Here is a 24,472-nt window from a genome sequence, read left to right on the forward strand (position 1 = left end):
TTTCATCCCTTCGTTGCCAGCAACCCATAAATATCATCGGTTGTCGGCAACAAGGACAAGGTCGTATGGCTTGAGTTTTAGTGGTGTTTTCGAGCGGCGCAACCACTGTCCCAGCAACGGCTAACATCAAGCGTATTCGTTGCCGCAGCTTGGCAGCACTGCCTCTGAGTAATCCATAATCTCTGACTCGCCGTAACCCTTTCGGCAGCACATGTTGCAGTACCAACCATAGAAACTCAACAGTGGGTAAAGTGCGTATTTCAGTGGTGTTGGTTTGGCTATTTTGATACTCAAAACTGATTTGTCCGTCGATATTACTGACGATATTTTTATCGGGTAACACGCCGCGATAAAGGTATCGCGACAGGTACTTGAGCGCTGGCAGTCCTTTACCCACATGTTGACAGTCAACCACCCACTTTTTTGGGATTGCGGTTGGTAGCTTGATGTTGAGCTTATCGGTTAGTTGCGCTAGCAATCGTGCTCGCCACACTTTGGCCAGGTTAAAGGCGTTGAACAGGTATTTACCCTTGTTCTTTGTCCACTGCTTTTTGTGCTTATCAAAACTGCCTGCCGGAATGATGAAGTGAATGTGCGGGTGCAAGTCACGCCTTCGGTTATGGGTATGCAGCACGCCAGTAAAACCAATCTCACCAACCAGTTGCTTTGAATTTTTAGCAAAGTCTTTTAGCACGCTGGCGGCCACCGAGAACATGGCTTGATACATCAACTCGGGTTGATGTTTAGCCGTGACTCGCAACTCATAAGGCAAGGTGAACGTCACCATGTAATACTCCACGGGCAGGAGTTTAGCTTGCTGTTTGTTGAGCCAGTCTGTCGTGGTGTTGTGCTGGCATAGCGGGCAACTGCGATGACCACATGACAACGGGAAATCAGCAGTATGCGTGCAGCTTCGGCATGCCCAATGGCTGGTTCGCTCAGTATTGTTGCGACAATTAAGCATGGCGTAAATCGCTTGGCGCATGGATGATGTCATTTGACCATTATAAGCCTGATTAAAGTCATCAAGGTGGTCGCGTAAAAGTTCAATGAACATCATAAATCGCACTCCCATTTGAGCACCAAATTATCAGTCAGCTGGTTAACGGATAGGGTGGTATTTTTGCGAGTGATAGTGGTGAGGCGGGTATAGCGGGCGGTAGTATTAAGGCTGTTGTGACCGAGCAGACTTTGCACTGAGCGCAAATCTAGCCCTTGTTCTAACAAATGAGTGGCGTAGCTGTGACGTAAATTATGTGGGCTGATGGATTTATGGATATTGCACTCACGGATAACCCGTTTTAAAGCTTTCTGAATGCCGCCTTTATCTATCAATGAATCAGGCTGGCTATCTTTACCAGGAAAAATCAGTTGTGGGTGGCGATGCGTTTGCCAGTAATATCGCAGTGCTAATAAGGTCCGTTTGGGCAGCGGAACTAACCTGTCTTTACCGCCTTTAGCGTTACGAATATGTACCTGCATCATTTGTGAGTCGATATCACCAACCTGCAGTGAAATCGACTCACCGAGACGTAACCCCAAACTGTACAAGGTGAGAAAACACACTTGATATCGTAGTTTATGGGTAAGACTAATGACGATAGACACTTCTGCGGGCGTAAGAATGTCGGGCAGTCTATGGACTTGCGGCGGCTTAACAATATTAAGCCACTCCCACTGTTGATTAAGCACGTGCCGGTAGAAAAACTGTAAGCCATTACGGTCGAGTTTCACGGTGCTCCATGAATGTGAATCAATTAAACTGACAAAGTAGCGCTTCAAATCATCCGTTGAAAGGTTATCAGGGCAAGCATCGAAATACGCACTAATACGCCTAACGGCTCGGCTGTAGGCATCGATGGTCGCAGGCCGCTTGCCTTGCAGGGTTAAGTTGGTAAGATGTTGTTCATAAAGAAAATCAAAGCGTTGTTGCTCGTGTGTGTTCATCGTAATACTCCTAGATAAATGCCAAGGTAGGCAGGGTCTAGTAAGTATTTAAGATGGGAGAATAAAGGTGAGCTTTTATCTTTTCTGCCGCAGAGCGGCTTCGTTCAACAAGCTAATTAACAGGACAAATAACAGTTGGCTTTGCTCCTGCGTCGCTTATTTTAGCCAACAATTATTAGCCTCTTAACGAGGCGTTATAAGTATTCAATTAGGAAGTGTATATGTCAGCGGATGATATCAAATCAACTTTTAGAAAATACAAATTAATCTCAACAGGCTCATTGCTTGTATTTTTATTATTAGCAATATTTATAAACAAATATCTGATTGATAACTCGATCCAACGTCACTATGATTTAGGATTACCTTATGCAGCTGCAGATACTGGTTTTACGTGGATGGCTATAATTATGGGATTATTTACGGTTTTGTATTTATGTTTTTATTCTTTCGAAAAAATACTGTTAAAACTGTTAATAAAACCAAATATAGAGTCAGAGTAAAATACTTAAAACAAGGGTTTTCAATTAGGACAAATTACAGTTGGTTTTTTGTTTGTACTTCACTTGCAGTTAGCCAACTGCAACTTTCCGATTAAAACGGCGTTAAAACTCATTTCTGTCCAAATATGTGTTGTAGCACTATTGGAGTAACTGGCTTAGTTAACATGAATACTGCCTAGTAGAGTTTTTGTCACTTTAACCAAAACCTAACAGTTCCTTATTTTAAAAAAGTTAGCTATTCAGTAAAAGTAAGACTATCGACCCGCAGCCACAACCCACAGCCCTTGTCTATGTTGGTTGTCTAACTTTCTCACTAATTAATAGTGAGATGTATTTTATTATTGCCGTAATGCTGTGAGGTTATGCGCTGACGAGTTTATCCAATTGTTTGAAGCAATCATTGTGTTGATATTGCCAATAGAGCTGAGCTAATTCAGTTCTATTTTTTTTGTTTGTTAATGAACTAATATTGGTGTTTTGGCTTAAATTACTCAAGTAAAGGTTCAGCTGCGCAAACTCTGTGAACACTTCTCCTGCCATGGGTAAATCATCTGCGTACGGGTAACATTGTCGGCTATCGGATTGATAGGCTTGTTGATCAAACTGGAAAAAGACAATATCCGCTTTGGTTTGCAACATATCAATATATAAAGAAGAGTAGTCAGTGATTAACAGATCTACATCATTGATGATTTCGTAGGTGTCTTGCCAGTCTGAAATATTGATAATATTGGGAAAATGTTGAATATCGTTAGCCAGATGAGCTTCATTCGGGTGTAGCCTGAATAGCAGTAATTGATTGTTGTCGACTAAAGAGGCTGACAATGCAGTAAAGTCGATAGCGTTAACGTAAGGGTTGGCGCTTGCTGCTTTGTTTGATGAGTCTGTTGTTAATGCTGAACTATCTCGCCATGAGGGCGCGTAGAGTATCACTTGTTTGACGTTATTGATGAGTTTCAATTCGTCGATTAATGATTGCTGATCGGGTAATGGTGCAATTTGCTGACTCTTTTTAGCTTGATTGTTACTTTGATTGTAAGCTTGATAGTAATCAGTGCGAGGGTTGCCTGTTAATATCATTTGTTGCTCGCTAATTCTAAAGGCACCAGCAAATAAGCGTGCAACCAAATCACTCGGTGCAATCATATGATCAGGCCGAACTTTTTGTTGATGGTACTGCGCTGCTGAAATGAATTTATCGTGCAGTGTTTGTGGATGATAAACCTTGAAAAGTGGGCCATTATTGATATCAAATTCAATTCTTTTTAATGGTGAGCCATGCCAAAGGTTTATCTTTATTGCTCCCCTGGCGAAATATTGATTAATATCGCCAATGTAACTGTTGTACACATAATATTTAGCCGTTAAAGCATGATAAATGCCTTTAAAGCTCCATCTTGTATACGCTTCATATCCTTGCTCAACTAGTTGGTTTACCAGTACTTTATCGCCACTAATCCAAATAGCCCTTATGGTTAATGCTTGCTGCCAATGTAAGAATAAATACTTACTGTTATCTGCAAATTTATTCTTATAGCATCCCATCACCGCTTTGCGGGAGCGAGGGCAAAAACCGCCAATAAAGTACAAAGATTGCGTCACGATATATCTAATACAATTAACAATGAATTGGCTCATATAATCTCTCCGTGACTATAAAAATCCTTTAAATACAAAGATAGCATTTATTTTTGCTGAGCCAAGATGAATATTTGATAATCACAATTATATTTCTAGTCTCAATGATTCTTAGCTCATAGTGGTGCTTAAATTGTTTTTAATTTCAGTGGTTGAGATGTCTTCTGTTCTGGTTAGGTAGAGCACTTCACACTGACTTGCTAGGTGATCAAATTGTCCTTTCCAGTCATCGCCAATAGCAAATATATCAACATCATAGTGCTCAATATCCTGAGCTTTTTGTTGCCAATTATTTTCAGGTATTACTCGAGATACATATTTACAGGCATTAATAATTTCACTGCGTTGCTCGTAACTAAAAAAAGCTGCTTTGCCTTTAAGTGCATTAAACTCATCAGTTGATACGCCCACAATCAATTGGTCGCACATCTTACTTAAGCGCTCAAGTAGTCTAACGTGACCAAAGTGAAATAAATCAAATGTGCCGTAGGTGATAATGGTTTTCATAATATTATTCCTTTATCGAGACTAAAAATGTGAGTCGATTTATATCAATAAGTAGATGTTAGCTTTTCATTTCAATTGCGGGATTGGACTTATCAAATTGTTTTTTCAACATGTTCACTAGATACAATGGCTTTTTAGATTGCTCAAACTCCATCTCAACCATTTTCACTTCTTCAATTGGGGTTGATTCATCAAAGTTAAGTTGTACTGGGCCGTATACGCCATAGGTCGTTGTATCATCAGCTTTACTTTGATATTTAGTTGAAGCGCCAAACAGGTTCAAGTCGCCTTTAATCACTAGCCAAATCTGCGGTAATAAAGCAAAACCAGGACTATCAATATTGAATTTATGCGCCTTTACGGCTTGTTGTTCGTTATTAATTACGGTCTCAGATACGATAGGTTTTTTGGGTTTTAGGATTAATGAACCTAAGAAAAGGCTGATTAACAAAGGCGATAATAAAATGTATAGGAACATTAATACTGCACGCTGAAAAATGCCGTTGTAGTTAGTGGCTTCTTGAGTCGACTTTGCTATTAAGCTTTGATCTTCAACTTTACTCCAACTGTTGGTTTGCGGATCAATAATGAGATCTTGTGAGATAATTTTGTTTTCAACACTCAATTGAGGCCCGACATAAGTATTGGGTAAGATAATGCTATTTTGGATTTGGCTATCTTCAATAAAACAATATTCACCTACCACAATGCCCTGAGAAAGTTGTGCCTTACTGGATACTTTGGTGTATTCGCCAATAGCGCCAAATACATCGATTTCTGATAAATCAGGTAGCTGACACTGAGCTTCAACCACTAGACAACTCTGTGGCTGTTTGGTATTAATTGTGCGGCCTTTAACACAAAAATCCTGACTATTTATCACATAATCTGAAGCGGCTACATACGCCGCTAGGCTATCAATATAAAAGCACTCCCCATGAAGTACCTGTGCCACACTGTTTGTATGATCAACTTCGGTCGTTTCTAATGGCCAATTTAATAATTGGTTATGCTTCCAGCCAGCAGGTAGCATCATCATTGCAGGGTTACGCTGCGCCATTTTTGCATGTACAAACTTTGATGGCATTAAGCGTGAGAATTCAATGAAACGCGCTAAACAAGGACTACGTAACATATCACCACGTACAACTAATGCTTGTGCGGTTTTATCAATACTCATACGTGATAGCACACTGTTAACGTGTTCTTCTGGCTTACTTAAAAAGTAATCAATGTTTAAGCCCCATTGTTCACCATTACCTATTTTCGATTCAATTTTTATAGCATCGTGGCTGATAACCATTTTTACATTAGTCACTCCAGCAGAAGCTAAATCCTCTAGGGTATATTCCACTAAGGCTTTATTAGCGACTGGTAACAAAGCTGGACAATAGTGTTGATCTAAAGGGGTTAATTCATTTCCGTTTCTGTTTGCAAATACGATAGCCTGCATAACATCTCCTAGTAGGCGCCACGCGCCAAAAGTACTGCTGGAATGGTTTTCAATAACAAGCTGATATCTTCTCTTAGTGATTGCTTGTAGATGTAATCAATATCTAGTTCTACTTGCTTATCAAAAGGAATATCTGAACGTCCGCTTACTTGCCAAATGCAGGTAATACCAGGTTTAACTCCCAATCTGCGACGGTCACTTAGTTGATATTGGCTTACTTCATTAGGTAGTGCAGGTCTTGGGCCAACTAATGACATATCGCCAATTAACACGTTCCAAAGCTGTGGCAATTCATCAATAGACGCTTTGCGGATGAGCTTACCTATGGTGGTAATACGTGGGTCTTTTTTCATTTTAAATAAGACGCCACCTTGCATTTCATTGTTTTGTTTGATTTTTTCTAGTCTTTCTTCAGCATCAATATACATTGAGCGAAACTTCCACATGGTAAAAGGTTGGTTATTGCGGCCACTTCGTACCTGTGAAAAAAAGATCGCACCTTTCGACTCAATACGGATACTTAACGCAGTGAACATGAATAACGGTGCTAAGACGATTAGCAAAATGCTAGCGGCCACAATATCAAATGTGCGTTTTGCAAATTGACCACATTTGATGCCAAAGAAATACCAACGACGTTTATTCTGTGTGTTGGTTTGGCCTAACCCCGATAGCATTGGCTGTGGCTGTTTGCTTGTAGCCGAGTGGTTTGAATTAGCGCTGCTTGTATTCGCGCTGCTTTTATTCGCAAAGTGCACAGGCATATTACTTGAACGTTTTTGCTTTAATACACGAGCAAGAAATAATGGATTACCGATCACATATCGCTTCCACATTCGTGTTGGCTCTTGGCCTAAACGCCAAATCCACTCCATACCCACTTGTCTTAGGGCAACGGGTGCTCTTGATACGTTATTAGCAAAGAAATCAAACAATCCACCGACACCAATAGCTACGCCAGTATTCAGCTCAGCTTTATGATCACTAATCCATTGGTCCTGTTTTGGTGCGCCCATACCAACTAGCAAAATCTGAGCTCCGGACTGGTTTATTTGCTCAATCACTTGTTGTTCATTTGCTTTATTTAGATAACCGTGATGACAACCAACCACTTCAAGGGTAGGGAACTGTTTGCGAAGGTTGACTGCCGCTTCATCAGTTGTGCCATTTTGACCGCCTAAGAAGAATATTTTTATACCTTGCTTAGCTGCTTGCTCACACAGTAGCGGTAACATATCAGTGCCGTTAACGTTATCTTTAAGGCCAATATGATGTAACTGACAGGCGATACGTATTCCGCTACCATCTGCAAAAACTTGGTCACACTGATTTATGGTATTGCGGTAATTTTTATTAGTTGCAGCAAGGTTAAGGCAATCTGCATTTACAAAGGCAAATTGTTTTGTGGTTGTTGATTGAGCAGAACGAATAAGTAAATCCACACTTTCGCTCATGGTGTTGTTATCGATATTCACCCCTAATAAATTAAATTGAGCGGGGTAATTAAGCTGAGTAGAGACAACGACCAGTTTGCTGAATAAACACTTAAGAATATTAATGATGTAATGAATTAGACCCGATGATGCTTGTGAACCTGAATTGATATGTTGGATCCCCATTCGACGTTGCATTTGCTCAATCGATAACATTCCTGGACGGCTGTTGTCTTGGGTTGATTCAAACACAGCGTACTCAAACGCACTGCCTAGTAAACCAATATCGCCTTTTAAAACACTGTAAAACAAAGGTAATGATTTAAACCGACCATGAGAAAAACGATAGATAGCCACTTCTTTGTTATCAGAGTGAATGTAAAGGGTTTCAAATACTGGCTGTTTTGAACAAGCTAGCATTAAAGTTTTGAACACTAAAATTGGACTGACGATAATCATCATGTATAGCGCGATGACCCAATCAAATATTAAAATAGCGATAGGTGGGTTATCTTGGTTTTTATCTAAGTGTGTTGTTTTCATCGGCAGCCTCACAATAATGCTTTTTAATCAGATACCTTGATATAGCAGGAAGTGTTCCAATGTTTTTAATTAACTGATTTTATGGGGTTATATGTGATTCTGTTGAAGGTTTTTAAAATGAGTTTTTCAGGTTAAACACTGACTTTGCAGAATGCGAACCACACTGCAAAGTCATTTTTAGGATAGTGAATACAGGTTTTTATTAATAAGTTATTTATCATGAAGTAGATTAAAACTTATTATCTTGCATGAACTCATTGGTGACACCGTCACGGGATATACGCATTTTTTGTATGATACTAATGCATTTTTGTCCCACTCCCTCGATTACGATATAACCCCAGGCTGGCATTATCCATTGTGCATATGCAGCAACTAAAGTGGTCACTGTACGACCTGTTTCAGCCTGTAAAATACTTGGTGATGTTGCAATCGCTTTATTTACTAATTCAACAGCGGCTTTACCATCACCTAAACGAATTGCTTGTCTTGAAAGGTAGCGTAATTGGTACGCTCTAGCGGCTTTTTCATGACGTGCGAGTAATGTCGGGGCAAAATCACGCGCTTTTTCAATCATCTTTTCCCATGATGCGTACTGCTTCAGTAAATTAGCTGATAAGCCGCCATGGTTTAAGCGGTAATAGGTTAAAGGCTCTGGTAAACCTTCAATTTTCCACGATGTCGTAGCAGCAATACGTAACCAACATTCAATATCTTCTGATTGACGGAAGGTTTCATCGAAATAACAGCTATAACGTTCAGCTGTACTCATTGACTGATAACGGATGTCATTAAGTGTTGTGCGGCGAATGACTGGCGCACTGCCATTACCTACAGGGTTACGACAAAGTAAGTGTGCTGCATCGATATCATTCAGTTTAGGCATTTGATAAAAATCGATAAATTTACCGTCGTAATCGATAAAGCTTGAGCGAGAAAAGCTTAAACCAATTTGGCTGTCGCTATCTAAGTGCTCTACATGGCGAGCTAGTTTTTCAGAATGCCATAAGTCGTCAGAATCGATGAAAGCGATGAACTCACCTAACGCATGACGGATACCTGTATTTCGCGCAGCTGCTAATCCTTTGTTCTTTGCATGACGAATAATATGCACACGAGGATCGCCTATAAACTGCTTACAAATTTGAATGCTGCGGTCATCACCACGATCATCAATAATCAATAATTCAAAGTTATCAAATGTCTGGCTTAGTACAGACTCGATTGCCGCTTTAACAAACTTCTCAACGTTATATACAGGCATTACTACAGAGATTCTTGGAGTCATAATGTTTTCCTTAACTGTGTTTAACAGTTGATCGATTAAATGAGATGCGGCTGCTGTACCAGCAAAGCCAAGGCATAGTGATTAAATAAGTGACCATCACACTCAATGCGACTGTGGTTAAGTCGAACTGACTTGCAATGCTGATTACTAGAGTTAGCAATGCGGTGATGGCGATATTTAAATTGAAGTTCAAACGACTATGTCCATTAGCGAGTAGTGACTGACTCGCAGCCTCTGCCATTGGACGAACTAAGCCGCTTAAACATAAGTAAACGAAAACCGAGATAGCATCAGTGCTTAACCATTGCTCACCGTAGACAAATGGAACATACAGTGGCGCTAAGCTGGTTTGTAAGATGATGATTGGCGCAGCGATTGCTGTAATCGCAATAACGCTATTGCGATATTTTTGCTGTGCGGATTGAATTGTTGCTTGGCTGTTTGCTTCATCTTTATTACTGCAAAGGTGAGAGTAAAAAGCGGTGCCGAAGCTTTGAACTAAGCCTAAACTCACTCCTAAACTCACGTTGTAAGCAAAGAAGTAAACCCCTAATGCTTCAACACCCATGAAGTAACCAATGACTAGATAATCAATACTCTGTCTTAAGGTGTTGATTAAGTCGCTTAAGCTAACTGGAACACTAAAGGTGAGTAATGATTTAATGCGTACTAACGAAACCGCCTGGGTAAAAGCTGGTAACGGAGTTGATTTTTTATGGATAACAATCCACACAAACACCATGACCACTTTAGGGATTATGATTGCCCAAATACCAAACCCGCTTAGGGCTAATACTGCGGTTAATATGCCGTCACCGACTGTTTGCCAAAGGTTTGCACTTGCCACTTTACGCATATTGTTATTACGTAAATTAACCGTGGCGTACAACATGCCAAATGGAAGCAATAAGTAACTACTGGCAACAAACAGAATAGGCAGTATTAATTGGCTGTCTTGATAGTAATAAGCTAACGGCAAGCTGATTAAGCTCATTAGTACGAATGCACTAATACAAGATGCAAAGTTGATGGTATTGGCGCTGGCTAAATTATCGCTAAAGTCAGCATCATTCATACGAATTAACGCAGCTGAGGTGATACGTCTTGTTGGAGTACAGATTAGTTCGAACAAAGTTAGCACTATGGCAACTTGACCGAATATCTCAGGAGTAAGTAAACGTGCGGTAATAACACTTGCGCCTAATCTCACCACTCGACCACTGAACTGTGCGCTCGCTAACCACAAAAGGTTTTTACCTAATGAACGAATGCCATGACTTAGCATCTCATTAAGCGATAGCTTTTGATTCAGCGATGGCTTCTGTTCAACTTGAAGCTTGGTGATGTTTTGCATAACCGCTACCCTTATTAATGAATTGCAATTTGCTGATTGAAACTTAATACAAACTGCGTCGATACTTGGGTATTACAGTTATCGTGCCAGTTTTTAAGTTGTTGTTTTATAGTGGTTTTATGTTATTTGTGGATGCTGGTTAATTTCTGTTTTAGCAATTTGAGAGAGCACGGTTGCAGATTGCAACATGCAAACATGATGGTTTGAGTGCGAAAAAAGTGTCGTTATAAGCTGGTATAAGATGTGGCGCCTAGCCCAATAGCGCGGATTAATGTTGAAACAATATGGGCTTGATAAGCTAAATTGAGTGCAAGTTAGATGGACATTGAGGTGATATGAAAACTTTAGTTATTGGTGTGATAGTGAGCGCAGCACTGTTATCTGCTTGCAGTGAACCTTCAGTAGTAAAAGAGGGTATTAGCAAACAAGTTGAGCAAAGTGATACAGCAATAAAACAAGAACACCACTGTAATGAGCAATTTTTCAATCAAATTGAACAGGAATTACTAACAGGTGATGGGCAAGGGCACGGACCTGATATTGGATCTGAAGAATGGAAATCTGTGATTGAGTTTAAGCTTGGCGTTAGAGGTCAAATTGAAGTCCCTGAAAGAGACACGATTGAATGGTGCGATTACATCCATTCTCAGATGGCATTGCGGTAGAAACCTGCTCGATTATCAAATGAAATGAGAAAGTATTTCAAACATTAACCTGTTTAATCGACACCGATAACAGGTTAGTTTTAGTTTGTTTAACTCAAAAGAGTACTAAGCTCGAATGCACTTAGCTGATTGCACTTAGCTGATTGCACTCAGCTGATTGCACTTATTTAAGTGTCGTAAGCTAATTGCATATTACAGATTGTATGTGCTTATTTAAATTACGCTAAGGGATTTAATTAACAATCTAATATTTATATCAATCCCACATGAATCTGATTTTAAGGAGAAGGCAGTGTTGTTAGATACCCCAATTTGTGACTTTGGCTGGAAAGCACCTGAGTTCACATTAAAAGATGCATTCGGTGAGTCTTTTACCATGAGTGAGCATTTAGGCGAAAAGGGCTTATTAGTCATGTTTATTTGTAATCACTGCCCTTATGTTAAGCGAATAGGGGCTAAACTTGCTGAAGATACAAGGCACTTAATGGCGCAAGGCATAAACGTATTAGCTGTAATGTCTAACGATTACTTAGCGGTGCCTGCAGATTCTCCAGAAAACATGAAACAGTTCGCCAAAGAACATGGTTTTACATTTCCATATCTCGTTGATGAAAATCAACGTGTTGGCCAGCAATACAATGCAGTATGTACGCCTGATTTCTTTGGGTTCAATAGTGCAGGTGAGTTGCAATATCGAGGTCGATTAGACGATGTAAAAATGGCTGACAGCAAGCATCGTATCCCAGAATTATTAAATGCGATGCGAATGATTGCAGATACAGGTAAAGGCCCTGATAAGCAGTTCGCGAGCATGGGGTGTTCAATCAAATGGCGTTAATTATCAAGCCGGTATTTCTAAAGCTATGAGCGGTAAAGCCCAAATCCTTTAAACTCAAAGCCTTTAAACTCAAAGCCTTTAAAATCAAAGCGTTTAAACCCAAGCCTTAAAATAAATAACGAATTATGAAGCAATAAGATAGACACGGAGCAAATTATGACCCATCCAATTATTAATGATTTAAGTAGCCGTTACACAGCAAAGCGTTACGATCCAAACAAGCGCGTTTCAGCAGATGATTTAGCAGTGATATATGAAGCGATGCGTTTGTCTGCATCGTCAATTAACTCACAGCCTTGGAAATTTATTGTGATTGAAAGTGATGCCGCAAAGCAAAGAATGCATGATACTTTTGCTAATAAATTCCAGTTTAATCAGCCTCATATCAAGGCTTGTTCCCATGTGATTTTGTTTGCCCATAACCCGCACTATACCCGTGATGATTATGCACAAGTTGTTGATAAAGGTATTGTAGATAATCGTACCAAGCCTGAAGATAGAGAGGCTGCATTTGGTGGTTTTGCTTTTGTTGACTTAAATACTGACGAGCAGGGTAATAATGCCGCCTGGACTAAATCGCAAACCTATTTAGCGCTTGGTAATACGTTACATGTATTGGCGCGTTTAGGGATTGACTCAACCACAATGGAAGGGGTTGATAGTGCAATGATTAATCAAACATTTGCCGAAGAACTCGGTGGATTTGAATGTGAGGTGGCGCTGGCGATTGGTTATCATCACAGCGAAGAAGATTACAATGCTAAGTTACCTAAATCACGCTTAGCAAAAGAGCAGGTATTAACGATTCTATAATTTGCTCAGCATAGATAATCGAGCCTAGCTAATATTTTCAGTTAGTTAGGTGTTCGATGTTGATTGCTTTTAGCTGTTCGTCAAATCAAATATTCATGATGAAAAGTGAATATTTGATCCATCCAACTAAGCGACTCTTATAAATGATGAGTATCATAAATGATGAGTATCAAGCGGTGTTCACTTTATATTGGTTGAAGCTTTTAAGTTTCTTCAAGGTTTTGCGCTCTGTTATAGACATCTTCTGGTTCTTCCGCCCTTAAAGCCATACCCAGTACAATTAAACCTGGCCAAAATAAATAAGCTAAAATTTCTAAGTTCTCACCAAAGGTGTATAAACCTAGCAGCATTAAAATGGCCATACCCACTTTTGCCAATGGATTGGTAAATAATCTTACTAGCAAAGCAATAAAGGTGATTAACATTGGAATCGCTAATGCAATAGCGCCTACTACACCTTTGACAAACAATAGCCCATACCAAGTGTGATGAGAGCCAATTGGCATGTATTCCACCATATGAGGCCCACGTTCGACAATCCCATGTCCGAAATAGATGGCTTCGTTCATCCATCTCTCAACAGCGATATCTGCTAATGATTGCCTGACACGAGTGGAACCTGCTCGCGCTGCTTTTACCGCTGTAATACTTTGCTCTATTTTTGTTATCAATGATTCACCGATGACCCCAACAAATAACATGACAGGAGCGAGTAATAGGTATAACCAAGGAGAGCGAACAAAACGTAAGGTTGCGAAGAAACCAATTAAGGCTAAATAGCACGCAATAGCCAAGCGTGATTGCGATATTAAAATCATGAGCAGACTGCCAGCAAGTCCCCAGCGTTTCCAGTTACGATTTTTATCTTGCAAGGCAAAAATAAAATATAAATTACCTAACATGCCTAAAGCGGGCGCCCATGGAGTGAATAAACGCCAGCGGGGCACACCGCTACCAGGGTCGATTTCGTATAAACTCACGCTGAAAAACTCAGGACCGGGGCCACCAATAATACTTAATGGCGAAACATATAACGTGCTGGGTAATCCAACTGCCCAAGCCATTACAAATACAGGGAATAGAATTACCGTATGCTTACAAACGCGGCAACTGGCGCGATAAATGATTTCAGGTCTGATAGGCATACAACCAATAAGTGGAAATATTGCCAATAACGCCCAGCCTTTCGCCCAACCGATAGATGATTTTATTAATTTGCCCGTGCCAAGGCCAAATTGCAGATGGCCGACTACCAATGCGATTAACATGACCCACATGCCCAACACCCAAACATAATGGCTAATGCTAATGCGCGACGCTGGCTGGCGGGCGAGTTTTTTATAAAGTAAGCGTAAAAATAGAATCCAAGCAATCACTGGTGCAATGACATATAACGCACCTAACAACCAAAATAAGTAACTAAAACTTATGCAGTTGTAGATGATTTTTTCGTCAACATTTTCCGCAGTAATGGTTTGCGAATCCATAAAATGCATAATCCTACTAGTGACATGAATGAGGCGCACAATCCACCGAACGCAATAAGAATGACGGCAAGCTTATCGGGAGAAGATGGCAAGCTGGGCGCTGATAATAATTGCAACATTGGGTAAGCGGTATAAATATCCGATTTACCCACATCCATTTTGGCCATTGCAGAAGTTAATACAGCAGAGGCTAATTGATGTTCTCGTTGTAAGTCGGCAAGTTTTGCTGCGTCATCATTACTGTGCTGCAGACGTTGCTCCCAAGTATTGATCTGTGAGGTTAATGAGTCGACTTCAGACTGTGTCGCGTTACGGTTTGATGCAATGCTGATGAATTCTTGCATCATTTCCGCGCGGCCATCGACATCATTAAGGGTTAACAGGTTAAGTAAGTCATCATCTTGAAAACCGATAATGATTTTAAACCGTTGTTTCATGCTTTTTAAAATACTATCTAACTCAGCTTGCAATGACACCAACACTGGATGCCTTGTACCTAAGCGACCTGCATTTTCTATATACTGGGTGTTTGCCGCATTATGTTTTTCAACTAACTGTTGGAATAGTTTGTCGTTGTTCAATTTTAATAAAATAGCAGCTTGGGCATCTGTAATGCCTAAATGGTTTTCATACAAAATATAACTGGCATTAAGGCCTTCAAGTTCAGCTAAAATGGTGACTTTACTGTGCCTTAATCGCTCGATAGTAATCGCCAACTCTTTAAATTGATCTAGCGTGACTAAACCGCGTTCAGATTGAAAATCAAGTAATTGCTTTTGGGTTTCTTTTACGCGAGTTGAATAGCTTTTAAGGCCTCTTTTAATGCCAACCTCACGTAAACCGATTTCATCTGCGCGTAAGTCAGTTAAGATATTTTGTAATGAGCGATACATTGCCCAGCCGCGCTCTTGTGCTGCTTCTGGCGTTGCTGCTTTTACGCTGTATTCCATCAAACCTGTTTGGCTTGGCAACTTAAGTTTAGGTTTATTGATTGCCGATGTGGGTAGATCAAGGTAATGGGCTGCACTTTCCATCAGCAAGGTACTCATCGAAATCGCTTTATAGTTCTCACGAGGGTCAATCGCTGAGCTCATATAAGGTGAAATACTTGATGTACTTGCCTGGCCTAAGCTGTCTAAACTCAGCGATGAGCCCGCTGCAGCCCCAGGCAGAATTAATACCCATTTACTGACATAGTTTGTTGGCGCAAGGTAGATAAAAATGGCTGCAAATACCCAGATTATCAATAAAGATCCAAACGCTGTTTTAAGGTATAGACGCTTACGCAGCTTTGGGGTTAATTTACTGCCTTCTAGCGTTGCACGCTTAATCCAGTATAGATAGGCTAATTCAGAGAAACTGGTTTGCTCAACGGTTTCGTCTGCAGTGTAATGCTCATTATCTTTTGATTGTTCTGAATCAGTTGCGCTTGCTGCAATAGCTTGCTCAATGGCCGGGTTGCTAGGTGTGCTATCCGTGCTGTTCTGAGTCTTTTTTTTATCATGAATCCGGCTCATTACTCACTCCTTACAACCATCCAATAAGTGTTGTTGGTACCACTAGCTCTGTCACTGTTCTGGCAATTTCACGCATATTGGTCACCCGTGAGTCATAACATGCAAGCCCGTCACCAGGGAGTAATACTGGGTTTGATTGATCATTCCATGCACTTTGAATCAGTCCATCAATAGAACGTTCAACAATATCAATCTGGTTAGAGAGTGGGTTTTTAGTTACTAATATGACGTAACGGCTAGCATTGGTTGATTGCGCACCACCGACACAGTTTGCTGCAATGGCGCCATTCAATAAACGGGTACCATAAGGGAAACGAGTTGCCTCACGGTCGACCGCTGATTGGCTATTTGAGCTTGCAGGCTGCGTTAAGTTTGACATAAATACCCTAATCCCTGGTGCTGTCAATTGCGATGGTCTAGCGAGTTGATCATTAAAAGAATGTGTTGATGGAACATGGACATGATCCCCAGCCATTAATGTCATACTGGGTACTTTTTCACCTGTTAGCATACCACGTAAATCCATATTGAAAACCTGCCCATCACGAATCACTTTTATCGCTGAAATATCGGCATCAGGGCGAACACCCCCTGAAGATTTTACTGCGGCGCCGACACTACGTTTTATCGCCTGATCACCAGCATAGTTGCTACCGTCATCTTTTAATTCTATTGGTAGTTTTTTATTGATCATATGCTGGCCGGGCTCAAATACCGCACCTGAAGTGGTGATTTCAATCGGTGCCCAGCTGATAGGTAAAATACTGATGCGCACCGCGTGTGCCAGCATTAAATTTTCATCTATCAATAAGTCATTTATTAATTGGTTTAACTGTTTAAGGGTTAACCCTTTTGCTGCAATGGCAGGTAAGTAGGGTAGATAAATATTACCATCGGCATCGACTTCAACATCTTTACTGAACTCTTCGCCGTTCAAAATGTTAATTGAAACTTTATCACCAACAGATAATGACAATGCTTGTTCTGTATCGACTACCATGGCTTTATTGCCAAATATCGGCGCCGTAGGAAAGGTTGTGTGGTTTGAGGTAACCGCACTGACTTTTCTGTTATAAGGCGTTTGCTGACCAAAATAATGACAACTTGTTAACTGCTTTTCTAAATCACAAACGTCTTGTTGTGTTGGCTGCGAAGGGGTAACGCAAGCGGTTAAACTTGCGATCATAGCGACTGAAATTAATGTATTAATCGTTTTCATTGCGTTATTCCCTTTACGTTGAGTTTAGAACGGTTTAGAACAAATTTCTTTGACATTATTTAGCTAGCTAAATCGGCGATGACTCTTTTATCAAAGTCAGACTCTTCAACAATGCTGCTGTGACGTAAAAAATCTAATGCCAGTGTTTCAGTTTCAAATATTTCAAAAATATGATGTAAACGGGTTAATTCAATCAATGATCTCACTGCGGGTGATGGTGAAAGGAGAACAATGTTTCCTTGATAGTTCAGCGCTTGATTACGCGCTGAAATCAGCACAGATAATCCACTGGAATCGATATATTCAAGGTGCTGCATATCAATGACTAAACGGGTATGACCTCTATTGATGTAATCGATAAGGGCCGCTCTATAAGTCGGTGTGTGCGCCATAAACATTCTGATTGGTAGGGTCACTACGCTGGCATGTTGGGCAACTTTTAATTCAAATTTCATAACGTGCTCCTAGATTGAAATGACGCTCTTGTGCTTGTAATTAGATATTGCAGTTAGCGTGCCAGATTTTATGTTGTTATAAATCAGTAATTTAGTTGGGTTTGTTTTCGATTTGGTTTGATGGTTTGCTGTTTGCAATGAGGTTAATTGCTGTTTGCAACACGGTTTTGATGCTTGTTATTGCGTTTTGCAAATTGCAAAAAGGGATTATTTATTCGTGAAGAGTTAAATCAATGACTATTAAGCAACTTTGTTCCAAGTTGACACGTGATGAGAGATTCATGGATGCCGGATGGGTCGTTGAATATGGAGGTTATTTGTGATGCCGAGTTTTAAGGGGCTTTTACTTTAAGTGACTTTTACTTTCAGGGGCTTTTACTTTAAGTGACTTTTACTTTCAGGGGCTTTACTTTCAGAGACTGTTAACTTATATGAACAAAGCAGCGTGTCGTAGTTGTATCTGCAGATAAGGTCGCTTGTTCATATCTGGCCCATAGGGATTTGGAAATGTCATTATGATGTTGGGAACATCATTGACCATGTGGTTGGTGCATTTTTATATTCTATACATTTAATACGCCAAGCAATGGATTAGGTTGAAGTAATCACTGTCAGTAACAGAGCCAATACTGATGAATTATAAAGCAGGTGCTGGTAACGCGTTTTTGTTCCTTTCCAAGCTAGAGTATTAGCTCATCACATTTCAATTCTAGGGATTTTAACTACTTTTTCTAATTGGTGCCGTGCTCAGAAAAGAGAGCTTACCAAATAAAAAGCAGAGTCCTATAATCGTCCTCTGCTTTTATTCAATCAGTTAATGCCTGATTATCCTTGAGGTGTAATTAAGTACTTCTCACCAGTCGCTTGTTTAGAATAAGACGCTATCGATTGTAATTTTAATACTTCTGCTAATGACACTTCATGTGTGTAGTGGCTAGCAAAAGTGGTGCTGATCTCTTCTGCAACGCGTTGGCGCATCGCAATCACCGTTTTAGTTCCTAGTTTACCGAGTGCATTGAATAACAAGAACCCATTGATACCCCATGCAAAACCGAAGTTACGATTTAGCGTAATAGGTCTACGGTCTAATGCGCCATAGATGTAAACTTGTTTGAAAATGTCTGAGCCATATACGCTGTGCTCTGTCATATCACGCGCCGCAGCAACTTCCATACAGTTAAGAATATCACTGGTTAATTGACCGCCACCAATGGGGTCAAACGCAATCGTTGCACCCGTTTCAATAATTGCTGCAGTTAAGTCAGCAAGAAAGGTATCACTACTTGAGTTAACAACATATTTTGCGCCCATATCACGCAACAGCGTTTCTTGTTCTGCTTTACGTACGATGTTAATTAAATCGACGCCATCGGCAATACAAATACGGTTTAACATTTGACCAAGGTTAGACGCAGCTGCCGCATGAATGATGGCCTTATGGCCTTCAGCGCGCATGGTTTCAACCATCGCTAATGCGGTAAGTGGGTTAATAAAAGAAGATGCGCCTTCTTTAGCCGTAGTGCCTTGTTTTAACTCTAAACAGCTTTGCACATTAGCGCATATAAATTGACGATAAGTTCCACCACCAATCACTGCAACAGTCTTACCCATTAATGCTTGTGCCGCAGGCGATGAACCTGCGGCCACTACAGTTCCAGCACCTTCATTGCCAACTGGAGTTGCCTTACCCACTCGGGTTTTAACCGCAGGCATGAATTTAGCGGGAACATCAGCTGTAATGACAGGGCTTTGCTTTGTGCCTGATTCAGCCGCAGTTGTCATATCAGCAGCACTGAACAAAACGGCTAAATCTGACGGGTTCAATGGTGCTGCCTCAATGCGAATAACCACTTCATCGGCAGAAGGTTGTGGCATCTCGATGTCTTTTAAAGCCAGGGTTAATTTATTATCTTGGCTGATTGTTGAAGTCAGTTGAATGTTGGTATCTTTCATGCCGTTTTGCTCCTGCAAATAACTAAATTCGTTGAACCAATAACGTGATTGTATTGGCCGTAATTTGTTGGTAATTAATTTAAGTAATATTTTAGTATTGGTTGTTTTTATCGCTAAGCACTATTCAGCATTTGCTGCTTGAAACTGAGCTTTTACCTTTTGGAGAAACTCGGGCATGTTTGCCAGGCGATCTGCCTCAACGCTTTGAGCAATGGCGGACTGACTCATTGAAGCGTTCCAATCTTTCATACCAGGCACTTCTGCAAGTACGTCCCAATCAAGTTGGCTAGAACCAAAAGCGCTAACGATGGTGTTTACGTAATAAACATAGATGTCAGCCATGGTGAATTGTTCACCTGCTATCCAAGGTGAAAACTGGCACAAGCGACTTAAGGCTGTTATTCCACGGTTTAATACTTGGCGAACTTCCGCTTTAACCGTTTCTGGCGCTGCGGTGCCTGACAATGCATAAGGTATTAGTCGTCTGCTTGGTAGTTCAAAATAAAGCTCTGCTATTTTCATAATTTGACGCACAACCGCTCGCTCTGTGGCATTGACAGGGTAGAGAGGGCTCTCAGGGTACGTCTCTTCAATAAAGTCACAAATCACACTCGACTCTGAAATATGAAGGCCTTCAGCCGTTGTGACCACAGGGACCTTGCCGGCAGGACTAATTGCCATTAACTTATCACTACCACCGTAAATTAGGTTTTCTTCAAACGGTAGTTCTTTGTGTAGCAGTACATGTTTCACTAGGTTGTAATAGTTGCTAGCGGCAAAACCGTGCCAAGTCATCATAAATTAGTTTCCATCATAAACGTGAAGGTGGTTTCTTTTGCCTGCAAAGCACAATTAACGTCCAGTCTGTATCACGCTGCAACAAGGTCATAGTTGCAATGTTTAAGTTAAACCAATTATTACTTGTTTTAATCAGGTTATATATATGGAAAAACACCAATCACTATTGCTTTAAAGACAATAATGGGTGGTGATAATTACTCAGATATTTATTTGATGGGGAAGCCTGTTGGATCATCTACGTGCAATACGCTATTTCAATAAAGTCGTCGAAGCGGGTTGCTTTACTAAGGCAATTAAAACAATTAAGACACCCATCATTATTTTCAAAGCAGATGCTGGTAACTCATTTTTGCCCTAAAATGTGTTTCAAATTTTGAAGTTAACATTTAAAAATCAAAGTCGTGGCGCTTCGCCCACACCAGACCAAAAGGGTATCAACAGCAATTCCCTCTTGGAACACCTTGCTGCCCCAACGAAAAATGCTGAAAAGCGCATGTTTTCAACGGGGATTGACCCAGCTTTAGACTTCGTTTGATTACTGCTTCGGCCTTATTCGAAAATGCTAACGCTTCCGATGGTGCATCCCTGCACCGCGAAAGCTAGCCTGACGTCCTGTCAGGCTCACGCTATTTTCTCTGCGTCCTCAATTCAAATAGAGTCTTTTAAATGCAAGAACTACTAGCTTTAGCTCTTTAAATTATCACCAATGCAGTCAAATCGAAGAGACAATAAACCCAGTGTAGATGCAGCAGCGAGCTTCCAAAACATGGATGTTTTGGCAGAGCTTACATGGACGTACTTGTAGCGTCTCGCAGCTGTATCTGCACAAAAGCCTGCGGCAGGCAATGGATTAGATTGAAGTGACGACTCTCATTAACAGAGCCAATACTGATGAAGTACAAAGTTGGTGCTGGTAACTCGTTTATGCCCCATTATGTTTTAGCGGGAAAATTTATGTGTCAGGGAACTGCAATAGCGCCTTATATTTTCTAATGTGTTGGGCACTGAGATCTGACTATAAAGTACTAGATAGATACACAGTTACAATTTTACGCTGATGACTCTTAAGTAAAGTGAGCAAAAGCGGATATTTTATGCTCGATAAACTTCTACTTTCCTGATAACTTATTGAATTTACGATGGTTGATAAAAGGTTGTAGAGACCTCTACATCAAGACGCTCACTTTTGTGGATTTGGTGTTAATAAAATTGGTCTTTAACTTTATTTTATCAATATTAAACAGTCGGTTGGCTTGGTATGGTTGCTGCTAAGTTGAATTTTAGCCGGAAGATTATCGAGCAGCTATATAATAAACTTTTAGTTGCCGTATGATGAATCTAGCTCAGAGTTATATAAAATTTTTAAATAATTCTCATGCCATTTGGGCTGAATTAATAATTATTCTTCCAGCATGTTTCGTTTCGATATTATTATTTTCTGATGATGAACATACACTTAAGCTTATAATTAGTGCGACTGTATGTAGTGTTATCACTTGCCTACATCTTGGTCTCGGAGTGTACTCTCTGTTCCAAAAGCAATATTGGAGTTTTATTAATTTAACGTGTTTACCCGTTGTATCAATAATTCTAATGTTTGTTCTGCTCTACAAGTAAATGGCAACTAACAAGACCATGATGGCAATTGGACGTAAAATGCTTGGCTTGCGCTAAGTTTAGCCATGCATTGTGCGCCCCATATGGCGGCGTTACCGCATATTAAATTACTATACTTTTCCTAATGACAATAATCATTTTCAGGCCGAAGCTCTAAATCATTTATGTCCAGAAATGAGTTAGGTTGAATGTTAATAAAGTTCTCTATACGGTCAATAAACCATTTGATGCTAATTTTGCCTATGTCTAAATGACCTTACAAACATGGTTAATTAGTCAGTTCATATAAAACGCTATTTCGGTTCTTGTCATCTCAAATACTGACAAAACGATATCAGCAAAACTAATGAGTGCATCACTTTATGCTCTTAGTCTCGAGTCCAGATTCTGGCCTAAACTATTGTAAAAACAGCAGCACTAATATCTCACTAATACAGCACTAGTACAGCACTAGTACAGCACTATGGAACAAGTTTTAGAACAGTATTAGGCTGGCTGCTTTTGCATAGAAAGCCTTAAATGTGTTCCAAGCACTGTGGCTTGCTTTTCGATTTGATCCATCCATTGCTCCATTATCCACAAGCCACGGCCATTGGGCTGGGTGATTTCTGGACACTTTTGGGGCGTTGATAGTTTTACATATTTGGTATTGTCCAATATATCAATGACAATATTATCTTGATGGTTTTGTAGCATCACCGTGACAATTTCTGCATCTTCAGGGCAATGCTGAACCACGTTATTAACCGACTCTAAAATACATAACATGAGCTTAAATCTTTGCTGTGAATCAATATTATTAACAATGAAAAAGGCTTCAATGTCGTCATAAACTTGCTCTGGTGTCATTTCGTTTAAAGCAATATTTATCTGCAAGCTATCCATTGGTTTTGCATTCATTGATAATGTATTCATTTGTAAGCTATTCATAATTAATCCTTAAAAGCCGATGTAGCAATTTTTCATTTTGACTTTGCTGGTTAAAGTTTAGTTATTTACCTTAGAGTCATTATGTTCAGTTTTCATTCATTTCATTCTCGATTTCTTTAATCTCAGATAGAACCTTAGAACAATCTATTTAAGGCATCGTATTTATCCATATGATTACTATCAGTAATAGATATTAAGGTGCTGAAAAAAGCAGTAAAGACATATCATCTTGGGGGTCATTCTGTTTCCAAAGATTAAGCACATATATAAGATGCTTAAGCAGTTGATGCGCCGGCATTGCTTTGGCTTCTAAACAACGCTGTTTAAATCGTTCTAAGCCAAACATGCCGTGTAAGGGGTGGCTAACTTCATAAACGCCATCAGAGAAAAGTAATAACTGTTCACCTGAGTTGAGTTGATATTCAGCACTTTTATATTGGCTATTATTGTCTATCCCAATAGGGAGGCCCGATGGGATTTCAAGAGTGTTAACACCGAGTTTAGATAGTAAAAATGGCATAGGGTGACCAGCGCTACACATTTGTACTGTGTGCGTTTGAGTATTAATTTTTCCGATAATGACAGTGGCGAATTGGCCTAAATTGGCAGGGTCGTCAAACAACAGATTTAACCGTTGCATTAAGATTTCTGGTGGGAGTTGCCAGTCCATTCGCTGCGGAGATAATCCTTGTGCCAAGGTAAAACTCAACATTGCTGAAGGCGCCCCATGACCTGATACATCAATGACATAAAAGCCTATCCAGTCTTCAGAAATTCTAAAACATTGGAAAATGTCACCAGCCAGTTCTGCTGCTGGTTCAAAATAATGTTGAATTTCCCAGTTATCAAATATCAAGTTATCTTTGGGTAATAAAGATTGTTGCAGTGCTGCGGCTTGTTTGAGTTCTGTTTGTTTTTGGCTGAGTATTGATTCGAGTTCAAGCTTACTATCAATAATTAACTTTTTGGCTTGTATTAACCTTACTGCAGCAAGTATTTTTACTTTAAGAACAGAGGCGAGAAACGGCTTTGTTATGTAGTCGTCAGCGCCTGTTTCCATGGCGTAAACCATGTCCTCAGTTTTATCATTTCCGGTAAGTAATAAGAAAAATGCAGGATTATTGGCCTCTTTTAAGCGTTTACATAGCTCTACACCACTCATATTAGGCATGCGCCAATCACTGATGATTAAATCAAAGTGATGCAATTTACAAGTATCAAACGCAGTTAGCCCATCTTCACATTGAGTGATGATGAACTCTACGCCTTCTGGCTGAAAGCTCTGTATGAGGCTAGCAATGTAATAACGCTCACTAAAAGTGTCTTCTACTAATAAAATCGACATTCTTTTTGCAGGAGCACTTGCATTTTGCATAGCTGTTTCCTAAAAATAAAGAGGTATAGTGAGATAAAGCAATTTATGTTCCCAAATTTATTTGTTGTTGATTATCAAAGTTATATTCGATTATTCGCAATATGCAATATTGCGTATTTTCATTTTGCAAATTAAC

General features: G+C 40.0%; 20 protein-coding genes. 4 read left to right on the top strand and 16 right to left on the bottom strand.

The window, feature by feature from the left end:
* The coding region (locus LMH66_RS19200; protein WP_229372374.1) for an IS91 family transposase at positions 1–1,060 on the bottom strand (1,060 nt) is incomplete at its 3' end.
* Positions 1,057–1,947 (bottom strand): tyrosine-type recombinase/integrase, encoded by an 891-nt coding sequence (locus tag LMH66_RS19205; protein ID WP_229372376.1) that lies wholly within the window; start codon positions 1,945–1,947, stop codon positions 1,057–1,059. The genes LMH66_RS19200 and LMH66_RS19205, both read right to left, overlap by 4 nt.
* Before the next feature lie 221 nt (positions 1,948–2,168).
* On the opposite strand from LMH66_RS19205, the gene LMH66_RS19210 reads away from it, so the two are divergent.
* Positions 2,169–2,450, top strand: a complete 282-nt coding sequence (locus tag LMH66_RS19210) for a hypothetical protein (RefSeq protein WP_229372378.1) — start codon at positions 2,169–2,171, stop codon at positions 2,448–2,450.
* Positions 2,451–2,810: 360 nt separating this feature from the next.
* On the opposite strand, the gene LMH66_RS19215 is transcribed toward LMH66_RS19210, so the two are convergent.
* The 6 genes from LMH66_RS19215 to LMH66_RS19240 all read right to left on the bottom strand — a co-directional run bounded on the left by LMH66_RS19215 (position 2,811) and on the right by LMH66_RS19240 (position 10,666).
* Positions 2,811–4,088 (bottom strand): CDP-glycerol glycerophosphotransferase family protein, encoded by a 1,278-nt coding sequence (locus LMH66_RS19215; protein WP_229372380.1) that lies wholly within the window; start codon positions 4,086–4,088, stop codon positions 2,811–2,813.
* A 111-nt stretch (positions 4,089–4,199) separates the two neighbouring features.
* Complete coding sequence (gene tagD / locus LMH66_RS19220; RefSeq protein WP_229372382.1) at positions 4,200–4,595, bottom strand: glycerol-3-phosphate cytidylyltransferase; 396 nt, start codon at positions 4,593–4,595, stop codon at positions 4,200–4,202.
* Positions 4,596–4,653: 58 nt separating this feature from the next.
* Entirely contained in the window at positions 4,654–6,048 is a 1,395-nt protein-coding gene (locus LMH66_RS19225) for a sugar phosphate nucleotidyltransferase (protein ID WP_229372384.1), read from the bottom strand.
* An 8-nt stretch (positions 6,049–6,056) separates the two neighbouring features.
* Positions 6,057–8,024: a WecB/TagA/CpsF family glycosyltransferase gene (locus tag LMH66_RS19230; protein ID WP_229372386.1), complete on the bottom strand. Its 1,968-nt coding sequence runs from the start codon at positions 8,022–8,024 to the stop codon at positions 6,057–6,059.
* Positions 8,025–8,253: 229 nt separating this feature from the next.
* On the bottom strand, positions 8,254–9,312 hold the full coding sequence (locus tag LMH66_RS19235) for a glycosyltransferase family 2 protein (protein ID WP_229372388.1): 1,059 nt from the start codon (positions 9,310–9,312) through the stop codon (positions 8,254–8,256).
* A 10-nt stretch (positions 9,313–9,322) separates the two neighbouring features.
* The gene (locus LMH66_RS19240) at positions 9,323–10,666 is read right to left on the bottom strand and encodes an oligosaccharide flippase family protein (protein ID WP_229372390.1); all 1,344 of its coding nucleotides are present in this window, start codon (positions 10,664–10,666) and stop codon (positions 9,323–9,325) included.
* A gap of 335 nt (positions 10,667–11,001) precedes the next feature.
* Here LMH66_RS19240 and LMH66_RS19245 point away from each other — a divergent pair, with 335 nt between their 5' ends.
* The 3 genes from LMH66_RS19245 to LMH66_RS19255 all read left to right on the top strand — a co-directional run bounded on the left by LMH66_RS19245 (position 11,002) and on the right by LMH66_RS19255 (position 12,982).
* Positions 11,002–11,331, top strand: coding sequence for a hypothetical protein (locus tag LMH66_RS19245; RefSeq protein WP_229372392.1), 330 nt, complete (start codon positions 11,002–11,004; stop codon positions 11,329–11,331).
* A gap of 292 nt (positions 11,332–11,623) precedes the next feature.
* Positions 11,624–12,169, top strand: coding sequence for a thioredoxin family protein (locus tag LMH66_RS19250; RefSeq protein WP_229372394.1), 546 nt, complete (start codon positions 11,624–11,626; stop codon positions 12,167–12,169).
* A gap of 156 nt (positions 12,170–12,325) precedes the next feature.
* The gene (locus tag LMH66_RS19255; protein WP_229372396.1) at positions 12,326–12,982 is read left to right on the top strand and encodes a nitroreductase family protein; all 657 of its coding nucleotides are present in this window, start codon (positions 12,326–12,328) and stop codon (positions 12,980–12,982) included.
* Positions 12,983–13,185: 203 nt separating this feature from the next.
* Here the strand turns inward: LMH66_RS19255 and LMH66_RS19260 are convergent, their stop codons facing one another.
* From LMH66_RS19260 to LMH66_RS19295, 8 genes are all read right to left on the bottom strand, one after another.
* On the bottom strand, positions 13,186–14,469 hold the full coding sequence (locus tag LMH66_RS19260) for an O-antigen ligase domain-containing protein (RefSeq protein WP_229372398.1): 1,284 nt from the start codon (positions 14,467–14,469) through the stop codon (positions 13,186–13,188).
* Positions 14,409–15,986 carry a GumC family protein gene (locus tag LMH66_RS19265; protein ID WP_229372400.1) on the bottom strand — a complete coding sequence of 526 codons (1,578 nt, stop codon included), beginning with the start codon at positions 15,984–15,986 and terminating at the stop codon, positions 14,409–14,411. The genes LMH66_RS19260 and LMH66_RS19265 overlap by 61 nt, the downstream gene beginning before the upstream one ends.
* A gap of 10 nt (positions 15,987–15,996) precedes the next feature.
* On the bottom strand, positions 15,997–17,205 hold the full coding sequence (locus LMH66_RS19270; protein ID WP_229372402.1) for a polysaccharide biosynthesis/export family protein: 1,209 nt from the start codon (positions 17,203–17,205) through the stop codon (positions 15,997–15,999).
* A gap of 59 nt (positions 17,206–17,264) precedes the next feature.
* Positions 17,265–17,660 (bottom strand): STAS domain-containing protein, encoded by a 396-nt coding sequence (locus LMH66_RS19275; RefSeq protein WP_102527913.1) that lies wholly within the window; start codon positions 17,658–17,660, stop codon positions 17,265–17,267.
* Between the two features lie 825 nt (positions 17,661–18,485).
* The gene (locus LMH66_RS19280) at positions 18,486–19,613 is read right to left on the bottom strand and encodes a zinc-binding dehydrogenase (RefSeq protein WP_229372405.1); all 1,128 of its coding nucleotides are present in this window, start codon (positions 19,611–19,613) and stop codon (positions 18,486–18,488) included.
* Between the two features lie 120 nt (positions 19,614–19,733).
* A complete protein-coding gene (locus LMH66_RS19285; RefSeq protein WP_229372407.1) occupies positions 19,734–20,411 on the bottom strand; it encodes a glutathione S-transferase family protein in 678 nt (225 codons plus the stop codon).
* A gap of 2,106 nt (positions 20,412–22,517) precedes the next feature.
* Positions 22,518–22,961, bottom strand: a complete 444-nt coding sequence (locus tag LMH66_RS19290) for an ATP-binding protein (RefSeq protein ID WP_229372409.1) — start codon at positions 22,959–22,961, stop codon at positions 22,518–22,520.
* 193 nt (positions 22,962–23,154) lie between these two features.
* Positions 23,155–24,336, bottom strand: coding sequence for a SpoIIE family protein phosphatase (locus tag LMH66_RS19295; RefSeq protein WP_229372412.1), 1,182 nt, complete (start codon positions 24,334–24,336; stop codon positions 23,155–23,157).
* Between the last annotated feature and the right edge of the window lie 136 nt (positions 24,337–24,472).

The sequence above is a fragment of the Shewanella sp. 10N.7 genome (assembly GCF_020806285.1).
In the GTDB taxonomy this organism is placed as follows: Bacteria; Pseudomonadota; Gammaproteobacteria; order Enterobacterales; family Shewanellaceae; genus Shewanella; species Shewanella electrodiphila.